General features: G+C 68.7%; 7 protein-coding genes. All 7 read left to right on the top strand.

Annotated features, from left to right (window positions below; all coding sequences use genetic code 11):
- Positions 1–72: 72 nt before the first annotated feature.
- The 7 genes from IDF66_RS03240 (at position 73) to IDF66_RS03210 (ending at position 12,007) form a co-directional block, all read left to right on the top strand.
- The gene (locus IDF66_RS03240) at positions 73–3,597 is read left to right on the top strand and encodes an ATP-dependent helicase (RefSeq protein WP_190265703.1); all 3,525 of its coding nucleotides are present in this window, start codon (positions 73–75) and stop codon (positions 3,595–3,597) included.
- Complete coding sequence (locus IDF66_RS03235) at positions 3,590–6,982, top strand: ATP-dependent helicase (protein ID WP_190265702.1); 3,393 nt, start codon at positions 3,590–3,592, stop codon at positions 6,980–6,982. Before IDF66_RS03240 ends, IDF66_RS03235 begins: the two co-directional genes overlap by 8 nt.
- 37 nt (positions 6,983–7,019) lie before the next feature.
- The gene (locus tag IDF66_RS03230; protein WP_164308858.1) at positions 7,020–8,090 is read left to right on the top strand and encodes a potassium channel family protein; all 1,071 of its coding nucleotides are present in this window, start codon (positions 7,020–7,022) and stop codon (positions 8,088–8,090) included.
- Entirely contained in the window at positions 8,087–9,040 is a 954-nt protein-coding gene (gene nudC / locus IDF66_RS03225; RefSeq protein WP_190265701.1) for an NAD(+) diphosphatase, read from the top strand. Before IDF66_RS03230 ends, nudC begins: the two co-directional genes overlap by 4 nt.
- A gap of 49 nt (positions 9,041–9,089) precedes the next feature.
- The gene (locus IDF66_RS03220; RefSeq protein ID WP_190265700.1) at positions 9,090–9,374 is read left to right on the top strand and encodes a mycoredoxin; all 285 of its coding nucleotides are present in this window, start codon (positions 9,090–9,092) and stop codon (positions 9,372–9,374) included.
- 118 nt (positions 9,375–9,492) lie between these two features.
- Positions 9,493–11,538, top strand: a complete 2,046-nt coding sequence (locus IDF66_RS03215; protein ID WP_190265699.1) for an ATP-dependent DNA helicase UvrD2 — start codon at positions 9,493–9,495, stop codon at positions 11,536–11,538.
- Between the two features lie 220 nt (positions 11,539–11,758).
- Positions 11,759–12,007 carry a hypothetical protein gene (locus IDF66_RS03210; protein ID WP_190265698.1) on the top strand — a complete coding sequence of 83 codons (249 nt, stop codon included), beginning with the start codon at positions 11,759–11,761 and terminating at the stop codon, positions 12,005–12,007.
- Positions 12,008–12,060 lie beyond the last annotated feature (53 nt).

Below are 12,060 nucleotides of genomic sequence, written 5' to 3'. Positions count from 1 at the left end.
CGACGTCGAAGGATCGGGCAGGCACGGGGTCGAGCGCGCAGTGGTGTCGTGGTGCCGTGATTCCATAGGGTCATGGCACGCCGCGTCGATTCCACGCCCGGGACTGGCACCGCGCTGCGCACCCGACTGGTCGCCACCCGGTCCGGCGCCGACGATGCCGTCCGGCGATGGCCTGCCGAGGTCGTGGAAGCGATCAGCGGCTCGTCGTCGGCAGACCCCGGACGACCGTGGTCGCCGATCCGCGTCCACGGCGGTCCGGGCACCGGGAAGACCGCTCTGATCGTCGACGCCGCGGTGTCCCGGCTGGTGCGGCCCGGGGTGGATCCCGAGTCGGTGCTGGTCCTGGCGTCGTCACGGCGTGCCGCCGGAACGCTCCGCGAGGAGATCACCCGCCGCGTGCTGGCGGCGCGGCGCGGTACCGACGCCGACGGCGCGGGCCACGCGTTGCGGGAGCCCCTGGTGCGCACGGTCCACTCCTATGCGTTCGCCGTCCTCCGCTTACAGGCTTCGGCGCACGGAAATCCGCCACCCCGCCTGATCACCGGCTCCGAACAGGACATGGTGCTGCGTGAACTGCTGGCAGGCGATGTCGAGGACGGCGCAGAGTACTGGCCGGATCGGCTGCGTCCTGCCCTGGGCACCGATGGGTTCGCACAGGCGTTGCGCGATCTGATGATGCGTGCCGCCGAACGTGGGGTCGGCCCGGAGGAACTGTCCGCCATGGGCCGCCGTCATCGCCGCCCGGAGTGGGTCGCAGCAGGCCGGGCATACGGCCAGTACGAGCAGAACATGTTGTTGCGCGGCGCGGTCGGCGCCGACGCCCCGGGGGCATCGGCGCCCGCGGTCGATGCCGCGGAACTCGTCGGGTCGGCCCTGTCGGCATTCGCCACGGACCCGGAGCTTCTCGCCGGTCAACGCCGACGGATCCGGCACCTCCTCGTCGACGATGCCCAGCACCTCGATCCCCAGGCATCGGCGCTGGTGACGCTGATCGGGACCGGCACCGATTCGACTCTGATCGCCGCCGACACCGATCAGTCGGTGTTCGGTTTCCGGGGTGCCAGCCCTCGGTTCGCCGACGGGCTCGCCGACCGCGGTTCCGACCGGGACATCGTCCTGGCACAGGGTTTTCGAAATCATCCGGCGGTCGCCGTGGTCGGCAAGGCGTTGGTGTCGCGGCTCCCGGGGGCTCGTCCTCATCCCTATCCGTTGCCACCGGAGGTGAGGTCGGACGGTACCGACCCGAATGACGACCCGCTGGGCGGAGCCGAGGTCAGGGTCTTCAGCTCGGGTGCCAAGGAGGCCACCGCGGTCGCTGACCTGTTGCGTCGCGCGCACTTGTTCTCGGGTGTCCCGTGGTCCCGGATGGCGGTGATCGTGCGGTCGGTGTCGCTGGCGTTGCCCGCGTTGCGTCGCGCATTCCGTTCCGCGGGAGTCCCGGTCACCACGCCGACCAGTGACCTGCCGCTGCACCGTCAGCGTGCCGTCGCGGCGCTGATGCAGGTCCTGCGCGCCGTCGCCGCACGCGGGTTGTCGGACGACGATGCCGTGGAGGCGTTCGCGGTGGAGGACGCGGTCGCGTTGCTGTCCGGTCCTGTCGGCGGTGCCGACCCGGGCGCCATGCGCCGACTGCGGCGCGGGGTCCGCCGCTTCGACGAGCGGACGGGCGACGGCGGAGCGGCCACCGATTCGCTGATCGCCCTGCGGCGCGCGATCCTCGACCGCACGGAGGCCGAGCGCTATCTCCGAGCTCTGACCGACGCAGAGGCCCGCCCGCTGGTCCGCGTACTCGAGGTGGTCGATGCCGCCCACCGTGCCGATGCGGCACGTCGGGGCGTCGAGGAAACCCTGTGGGCGGCTTGGCAGACGACCGGTCTGGAACGTCGGTGGATGGCGAGTGCGATCCGTGGTGGCCCGGCCGGAGAGCAGGCCGACCGCGATCTCGACGCGGTGATGGCGATGTTCGAGGCGGCCGCCGGATTCGCCGACAACCTGCCCGCGGCGGGACCTGCCGGTTTTGTCCGATACCTTGCGGCGCTGCAGATCCCGCGGGACAGCCGCGTCCCGGGTGCGGGTGCCGATGCGGTGACCGTGCTGTCGGCACATGCCGCCGCGGGCCGCGAGTGGGATGTCGTGGCGGTTGCCGGGGTGCTCGACGGACTGTGGCCGTCGCTGCGCAGTCGGGGCAGTGTGCTGGGGACGGGTCAGTTGGTCGATCTGCTCGACGGGGTGGATCCGGAGGCGCTGGACACGGTGGCCCGCACCACGTCTGCGCTGGCCGACGAGCGACGGCTGCTTCTGGTGGCGTGCACACGGGCGCGGCGGCGTCTGTTGGTCACGGCCGTGGAAGACGGGAGCGGCGACGCATCGCCGTCGCGGTTCGTCGCGGAGATCGCGGATGCACTCGCCAACAGCCGGGAGGGCTCGACGGACGGCGAACCGGCGGAGTCTCTCGCGGAATTGCCGCTGGACCCCGGCGTCGATCGAGTGCTGTCGTTGCCGTCGTTGATTGCGACGTTGCGGTCCGCGGTGGTGGCCGGCGCCGGGAGCGCAGCGAGCGGGCCGAATGTGGCCGGCGCCGGGAGCGCAGCGAGCGGGCCGAATGAAGCCGGCGCCGGGAGCGCAGCGAGCGGGCCGAATGAAGCCGGCGCCGAGCTCGATGCACGCACCCGCGCCGCTGCAGGACTGCTCGCCGAGCTTGCCGACTCGGACATTCCCGGTGCTGCACCGAAGGACTGGTACGGATTGGCGGGACCGAGTTCCGATGCGGCCCTGTGGACTCCCGACCGAGGGCCGGTGATGTTGTCGCCGTCGAATGTGGAGTCGTTGACGCGATGTTCGTTGCGTTGGGTTCTCGAACGGCATGGCGGACGCGACGGCGACGGCACGCCTGCGCTGACCGGGACATTGGTGCACACCCTGGTGCAGGCCGTGGCCGGCCAGATCGAGCCTGCCGAGGTGACCGCTGCCCTACGCGGCATCTGGGACCGGGTCGACACCGGGGCAGCGTGGTACTCGGTGCGCGAACTCGAACGGGCTGAGGCGATGCTGACGAATTTCCGTGACTGGCTGCGACTCTCGCGTGACGAGCTGTCGGAGATGGGTGTCGAGGCGGAGATCGACGCGACCCTGCCGGCCGGGGACGCCGACAGCGGCGCGGACGGCGATCCGGACGTGCCGGTGCGCCTACGCGGCCGGATCGACCGTCTCGAACGCGACCGTGAGGGTCGGCCGGTGGTAGTCGACGTGAAGACTGCGAAGACCGCGATCACCAAGGCGGACGCACACGATCACGCGCAGCTGGCGACCTATCAGCTGGCACTGGCACTGGGCGGGGTGGAGGGCACCGGCACCGCACCCGGCGGCGGTCGCCTGGTGTACGTCTCGGCGGCGAACCGGAACAGCGGCGCAACGGAACGGGTCCAGGAGCCTCTCACCTCGGAGCGGGTGGACGAGTGGATCTCTGTGGTGCGCAAGGCAGCCCGGGCCAGTATCGGTCCGGGCTTTGCCGCGACCCTCAACCCGGGATGTGCCCATTGTGCGCTGGCCACCAGCTGTCCGGCGCAATTGCGCGGCAAGACGGTGATCGATGACTGACCGACTCGTGAGGTCGAGGATCTCCGCCGTGTCGTTGGCCGCCGCCCTCGGGCTCCCCACACCGACGCCCGAACAGGTCGCCGTGATCGAGGCGCCGATGGAGCCGATCCTGGTCGTCGCGGGCGCGGGGGCCGGTAAGACGGAGACAATGGCGGCCCGGGTGGTGTGGTTGGTGGCCAACGGTCTCGTCGCGCCCGATGAGGTGCTCGGACTGACCTTCACGCGTAAGGCGGCCAGTGAGCTGGGGGCTCGCATCAGGCGTCGACTGTCGATGCTGGCAGGATCGCCCGCATTGCGCAGCTGGGATCCGGATGGTGCCATCACTGCGCGCCTGAGCGGTGGTGACCCGGAGGTCAGCACGTACCACGCCTACGCCGGACGGCTCATCGCCGACTACGGTCTGTTGCTGCCGGTCGAGCCGAATTCGACGTTGTTGTCGGAGACCGAGCTGTGGCAGATGGCGTTCTCGGTGGTCGCGAACTGGACCGGGGAGCTGCAGACGAAGAAGGTTCCGGCCAGTGTCACCGAGGCAGTGCTGAAGCTGTACGGGGAGATGGCCGAGCACCTCGTCGACATGGACGACCTGAGACGTACGGGCGACGACCTCTATCAACTGATCGAGACGTTGCCGAAGGGGCCACGCCAGCGCGACACCCCGACCCAGGCCCTGCTGAAGGTGCGCGACGTCATCGACGAACGGCGCGAACTGATCCCGATGGTGGAGGCACTGTCGGAATCCATGCGGGCGGCCACCGCGCTCGACTTCGGCAGTCAGATGTCGCTGGCGGCGCGCCTGGTGATGCGCAATCCGGAAGTGGTTGCCGCCGAACGTGAATCATTCAAGGCGGTGCTGCTCGACGAGTATCAGGACACCGGCCATTCGCAGCGGATCCTGCTGGCCACCCTGTTCGGCGTGGCGCCGGGACGGCGCGGGCCAGGACCCACACGCGGGCGCGGTGGGGCCGGGAGCGTCGCCGTCACCGCCGTCGGTGACCCCATCCAGTCGATCTACGGGTGGCGTGGTGCGTCGGCGGCCAATCTCCCGAGGTTCACCGACGACTTCCGGCAGTCCGACTCGTCTCCCGCCGTTCGGCTGGAATTGCTCACGAGCTGGCGAAATGCCGTCCACGCGTTGCGCCTCGCGAACGAGACGTCGGACGAACTGCGTCGGCGGGGGATACCGGTGAGTGTGCTACGACCACGTCCCGACGCCCCGCTCGGTTCGGTGCGGCTGGCGCTCACCGACACCGTCGTCGACGAGCGGAACTGGGTCGCTGATCATGTGGAGCGGCACTACCGGGACGCCGAGATTGCGGGCGAGGCGCCCCCCACCACGGCAATCCTGGTGCGGCGCAACGAGGATTCCGCTCCGTTGGCTGCCGAGTTGGAGAGTCGTGGCATCCCTGCGGAGGTCGTCGGTATCGGCGGCCTGCTCCATGTCCCGGAGATCGAGGACATCGTGGCCATGTTGCGGGTCATCGCCGACCCGATGGCCGGTACCGCGGCGATGCGTCTGCTCACCGGTGCACGATGGCAACTCGGCGCCGGTGACCTGGCGACGCTGTGGCGACGTGCGACCGAGTTGGCGGCGGTGGAGTCGTATGGCTCGACCGGCGTGGTGGCGTCCCGGGAGGAGCTCGACGATGCCCTCGACGCGGTCCTGCCCACGGAGATCGTCGACCGCGCCGGGATCGCGGATGCCATCGTCGATCCCGGTGACGCGCAGCGCTACAGCAGCGAGGGGTACGCCCGCATCCGCGCGTTCGGCGCGCAACTGGAGTCGTTGCGTCGTCGGATCGGTCAACCGCTCCCCGAACTGGTGGCCGACGTCGAACACACCATCGGGGTGGCGGTGGAGGCGCAGATCCGCGCCCATCGCATGCGTGGTGCGATCACCGGTCGTGAACATCTGGACGCCTTCGCCGACTACGTGACCGCATACGCCGACCGGCCCGGTGCGAATCTGCCGGGGCTGCTGGCGTTCCTGGTTACCGCGGAGACCATCGAGAAGGGACTCGAACCCGGCCGGATCGAGGTCGCCGAACAGCGGGTGCAGATCCTCACCGTGCATGCCGCGAAGGGGCTCGAGTGGGATGTCGTGGTGTTGCCACATCTGTGTCAGGGCATCTTTCCCGGCGGTCGCGCCGACACGACGTGGCTGGGCAGTGCCAAGGAATTGCCTGCGGCACTGCGCGGCGATCTTGCCGACGGGACCGATGCGGAGGGGTTCCCGGCCTTGGATCTGCGGTCGGTGTCGGATCGCAAGGAACTCGAGACGACGCTCACCGAACACAAGGAGGCGATCGGGCAGCGGCGGCTGGAAGAGGATCGCCGATTGCTCTATGTGGCCCTGACCCGTGCGAAGCACGAGTTGTTGATCTCGGCTCACCATTGGTCCGAGACCGGCGACAAGCCGCGCGGGGGTTCAGCGTTCTTCGAGGAGATCCGCACCATCATGTCGACGTCCATCGCCGACCCCGACGTCGACTCGACCGACATGGTGATCGATGTCGACGCACCGGAGCCGGTCGATGGGGCGGCCAATCCGCTGGCAGAGCGGATCGTCAGCGAGTCGTGGCCGCGTGATCTCCTCGGCGAACGCCGCCTCGCGGTGACGGCTGCGGCCCGCCTGGTCCTCGATGCGATCGCCGATCGCGACGCACCTGCCCTGTTCGATGCCCCGGCCTCCGAGCAGACCGGAATCGAGGAGGACGACGAGGAGATCGCAGCTTGGCGCGCCGAGGTGGCGGCCTTGCTGGCCGAACACCACAGCACCAATCAGGCGGAGGTCGATGTGGAGCTGCCGACGCATCTGTCGGTGAGCCAGCTCGTGGAGCTCGACACCGACGAGGCGGCATTCGCTCGACGGCTGCGGCGCCCGACGCCCTATCAGCCCAACCCGACCGCGCGCCGGGGTACGGCGTTCCACGCCTGGGTCGAGCGGTGGTTCGGCGCGACCCGCCTTCTCGATGTCGACGAGTTGCCGGGGGCCGCCGACGGGACCGCGTCACCCGACGCCGACCTCGATCAGTTGCGTGATGCGTTCCTGGCGTCGTCCTGGGCACAGCGCAGCCCGACGGAGGTGGAGGTGCCGTTCGAGACGGTGATCGGTCCGACGGTGATCCGCGGCCGGATCGATGCGGTGTTCGCCGAGGCCGGGGGACGCTGGCTGGTGGTCGACTGGAAGACGGGGTCGGTGCCCGAACCGGCGCGTCGGGAATCGCTCTTCGTCCAGCTCGCCGCCTACCGGATCGCGTGGGCGCAATTGGCCGGTGTGCCGCTCGAGAACGTGCGTGCCGCATTCCACTACGTGCGGTCGGGCTACACGTTGGAACCCGACGACCTGCCCGATCGGCCGGCGCTCGCTGCAATGCTGGCGAAATGAGCTAGATTCCACTCGTGAGCGAACGGCGGTACGGCTGATGCGGTCCAGGGGGTTTCGGCGGCGCCTGCGGTCCGAGGAACTCGCGGACAGCCCCGACTACGCGCTGGTCGGAGTTGTCCGGATTCCCGAACTGCAGCAGAGTCCGGGCCGGGCGATCGGCAAGCGAGTGGTCTTCGCCGTGGTCGCGTTGTTCGCGACGTCGATCATCGTCTATCTCGACCGCGACGGGTATCGGGATGTCCAGCCGAACCCACTGTCGTTCCTCGATGCGATGTACTACTCCGCGGTGACGCTCTCGACCACCGGGTACGGCGACATCACCCCGTACACCCCGTCGGCCCGGCTGATCAACCTTCTCATCATCACCCCGTTGCGCGTGCTGTTCCTGATCGTGTTGATCGGCACCACACTGGAGGTGCTGACCGAACGGTCGCGGCAGGCGCTCAAGATCCAGCGTTGGAGGAACAGCGTGCGCAATCACACCGTCGTCATCGGTTACGGCACCAAGGGACGGACCGCGGTGGACGCGATGATCGGCGACGGCATCAAGCCGGCCGAGATCGTCGTGGTCGACTCGGACCCGCACATCTTGGAGGCAGCCGCTGCCGATGGCCTCGTGACGGTCCGCGGGGACGCCACCAAGTCGGATGTCCTGCGGCTCGCGGGGGTGGCCCACGCGGCGAGCATCGTGGTCGCGGCCAACCGCGACGACACCGCCGTGCTGGCGACGTTGACCGCTCGAGAACTGAATCCGCGGGCGAAGATCGTGGCGTCCATCAGGGAATCGGAGAACACCCACCTGATGCGGCAGTCGGGTGCGAACTCGGTGGTGGTGTCGTCGGAGACGGCCGGCCGGTTGCTCGGTATCGCGACCATGACACCGTCGGTGGTGGAGGTCATCGAGGATCTCCTGACGCCGGATGCGGGGTACGCGATCGCCGAGCGCGAGGTCGACCCGACCGAGACCGGCGGATCGCCCGCACACACCCGCGACATCGTGCTCGGCGTGGTGCGCAGGGGAGTGTTGCATCGTGTCGATGACAGTGAGGTCGAGCAGATCGAGGCAGGGGACAGGTTGCTCTACGTGCGCAAGGGACAGTCCGAATGATCGGTGACCAGTTCGTGCTCGACCAGCCGCCGCTGTTGTCGCGCGCGACGTTCGACCGGGCCGATGAGGTCCGCGACGATCCGGAACGTATGCAGGCGGGCTGGTCGACGGCCCGCCTGCTCCTGATCGATTCGAGCGGGCGCTACCCGGTGTCCGACGGTGGTGGCCTGCACTGGCTCGCCGCCACCGAGTTCGCCGACGAGCCGCTCGCGGATGCGGTGTTCCTCGGGATCGGCGGCGCCGGGAGCGCCGGAGCGGATCTGTGGGCTCGACGTGTCGATCACATCGACGGTCCCACCGACGACCCGCGTCGCGGCGCACACGGCCTGGACGCCGACGAGGCGGGTCTCCTCGCCACGGCGCTTGGCATCCTGAACTGGCATGCCACCGCACGCTTTTCGCCGGTGGACGGGTCGGCGACAGTCCCGGCCCGCGGCGGTTGGGTGCGACGGCACGTGGACACCGGCGCCGACGAGTTCCCGCGAACCGACCCCGCCATCATCACCGTCGTCCACGACGGTGCCGATCGGGTGTTGCTCGGCCGGCAGGCGATCTGGCCCGACGGTTGGTACTCGACCCTCGCCGGTTTCGTCGAACCCGGAGAGTCGCTCGAACAATGCGTCGCGCGCGAGGTCCACGAAGAAGTCGGCATCAGCATCCGCGAACCTCGCTACCTGGGCAGCCAGCCGTGGCCGTTCCCGCGGTCGCTGATGCTGGGTTTCGCCGCGATCGCCGACCCCGACGAACCTCTGGAGTTCTTGGACGGGGAGATCGGCGACGCCGTCTGGTTCGACCGCGCCGAGGTCATCGACGCGCTCGAGGAGGGCACCGAATGGGTGCGTGGCGACGGATCCGTCGGCACCGGGACAGATGAGCGCAGGTTGCGCCTGCCGGGGTCGATCTCCATCGCTCGATCGCTCATCACCGCGTGGGCGTACGCGGACCGCTGATACCGGGCTTGCCGGGAACAGTGCGCCGTTCCGTGCTGTTATGGGTGTCATGAGCAATGTGATCGACGACGACGCCTCCGCCCGGGTTTCCGAAACCGGCGAACTGACGATTTACACCACGAGCTGGTGCGGCTACTGTGCGCGGCTCAAGACCGGACTCAAGAGCCTCGGCCTGACGTGGCAGGAGGTCGACATCGAGCTCAACCCGGACGCGGCGGAGTTCGTCGGCAGCGTGAACGGCGGCAACCACGTGGTCCCGACGGTGCTGTACGCCGATGGCAGTACCGCCACGAATCCATCGATCGCAGACGTCAAGGCCAAGCTCGGCGTCTGACCGTCGCCGGTGGCGCCTGCGCCGACTCTCGCGGAGGTGCGCTGATCGGCCGTCTGTGCGCTGATCGGCGTCGTGGGACGTGACGATCGGTGTCCGTGCCGGATGGCATAGTGAACCGGTGCCCGATCTCCACCGCATCCTCGACGGTCTCGACCCCGAGCAGCAGCGGGCGGTACTCGCCCCTCGGGGCCCGGTGTGCGTGCTGGCGGGAGCGGGGACCGGGAAGACGCGGACCATCACCCGCCGCATCGCGCATCTGATCGACAGCGGCCAGGTCAATCCGAGCCAGGTGCTCGCCGTCACGTTCACCACGCGGGCTGCAGGCGAACTGCGGTCGCGACTCAGGTCGCTCGACATCGCCGGGCCGGGAAATTCGGTGCAGGCGCAGACATTTCATGCGGCAGCCCTGCGTCAGCTCCGATACTTCTGGCCGCGCGGCCTGAGCTGGGAGCTCCTCGACCACAAAATGCCTCTGGTCGCACGCGCCGCCCGTCACGTCGGATTGACCACCACGAGCGAATCCTTGCGCGACCTGACGTCGGAGATCGAGTGGGCCAAGGGGTCTCTCATCACACCCGGCGAATACGTGGCGCACGCAGGTGTCGCCGGTCGCGACACCCCGTTCCCCCACGATGCGGTGGCCGCCGTCTTCGACACGTACGAGGCTGCGAAACGCGATGGCGCACATCTGCTCCTGGATTTCGACGATCTGATCATCTATGCAGGCGAGCTGCTTCGGGAGAGCGACCACGCAGCCGATTTCCGTTCGCGCTACCGGTGTTTCGTCGTCGATGAGTATCAGGACATCACACCGGTCCAGCAACGACTGCTCGAGGCGTGGCTGGGGGAGCGCGACAACCTGACGGTGGTGGGTGACGCGAACCAGACCATCTACTCGTTCGCCGGTGCGACGGCGAAATATCTGTTGGACTTCACCCGCCGCCACCCCGAGGCGACGCTGGTCCGTCTGGAACGTGACTATCGATCCACCCCCGAGGTGGTGTCACTGGCGAATCAGGTCATCGGTGCCGCGACGGAACGTTCCCCGGGTACCAGGCTGGAGTTGGTGGGACAACGTCCCCGGGGGCCGGTTCCCCGACCCGCCGAGTTCGCCGACGACCCGCGTGAGGCGAACGGGGTCGCCGCGCAGATCAAACACCTGGTGAACGCCGGTACCTCGCCCTCGGAGATCGCCGTGCTCTATCGCGTGAACGCGCAATCCGAACGATTCGAGGAGGCACTCACCGAGGCGGGCATCCCCTATCAGGTGCGGGGCTCCGAGGCGTTTTTCATGCGCACCGAGATCGGGCAGGCCATGCGCAACCTCGAGGCCGCCGCCGGCCGCACCGACCTGCCCGCAGGCGCCGAGACCACGCGGGTGGTCCGCGCGGTTCTTGCGCCGCTCGGACTGAGCGAGACCGAGCCGGCGGGCCCGACCGCGAAGGCCCGATGGGAATCGTTGCGTACGTTGATGTCCGTCGTCGACGAGATCATCGCCGACCAACCGGGTATGACGTTGCGGCGGCTGGTGTCCGAGCTGGCATTGCGGGCGGGTGAGCGGCACACCCCAGCGCAGGTCGGCGTCACGCTGGCGTCCTTGCACGCAGCCAAAGGGTTGGAGTGGGACGCGGTGTTCCTGGTCGGACTCACCGAGGGATCGGTTCCCATCACCCAGGCGATCGAACGCGGCGACGAGGCGGTCGAGGAGGAACGCCGGCTCTTCTACGTCGGCATCACCCGGGCTCGCGAACACCTCTACCTGTCGTGGAGCCTGTCGCGATCGGGGGCAGGCCGGGCCACCCGGCGACGCACGAGGTTCCTCGACGGCATCGATCTCGATCCGAATCGAAGCGGGCGGTGCACGGTCTGCGGAGCGGAACTGGTGAACCCGGAGTCGCGGGTGCGAGGTCGGTGCGCCAGTTGTCGTATCGAGGACCGAGACGAGTCGTTGGTGTCCGCGCTGAGGGCCTGGCGAGCCGACCGGGCGCAGCGGAGGGGCGTGCGGGAACTCGCCATCCTCACCGATGCGATGCTGGATGCGGTGGCCGATCGGCGACCGGTAGATGCCCGGTCCCTCGGCGCGATTCCGGGCATCGGACCGACGAAACTCGAGGAGTTCGGCCCAGAGCTGCTCGACCTGGTCAAAGGCCGCCGGGTCGACTAGTGACGCGTGAGCGTGGCCGTCGGGTTGAGTGGGCAGGCGAAACCGAGCCCGCGCCGTGTCGAAACCGAGCTCGGCGTGTATGGAAACCGCAGGTCAAAAATGGGTTGTGCGAAGTTTGTCCCACCCCTAGTCTTGATTGGTCAGCACGGGGTGCCACCTGTTTGTCCGTAACGGGACGCCTCACATGTGGAAGCCGACGAGCACGGAAAGGAGCGGATCAGTGAACGGAATCAACCTTCAGGCGAGCATCAGCGTGCCTGTGGCGATGCCTTTGGCGCCGACGGCGACGTCGACCGAGTTCGTCGGTATGGAATTCCGTCGCGACCGCTTCTGGGTCGATAAGACCCATGTGCGCCCGTTGGCAGCCCATGTGCCCGCCGCAGCAGTAGTGCTCGCAGACCCGGCAATCGCCGGCGCGCGAGCCGCGCAGCGGTTCCCCGTGCAGATACGAAGTCTGCGGAGACGTTAACTCCGCACTTTCGGGCCACGGGCGAATCGCAGACGCGAACCCGTGGCCCTTCT

Source organism: Gordonia hankookensis, assembly GCF_014673215.1.
GTDB lineage: Bacteria > Actinomycetota > Actinomycetes > Mycobacteriales > Mycobacteriaceae > Gordonia > Gordonia hankookensis.
This window is presented reverse-complemented; position numbering and strand designations above follow the sequence as displayed.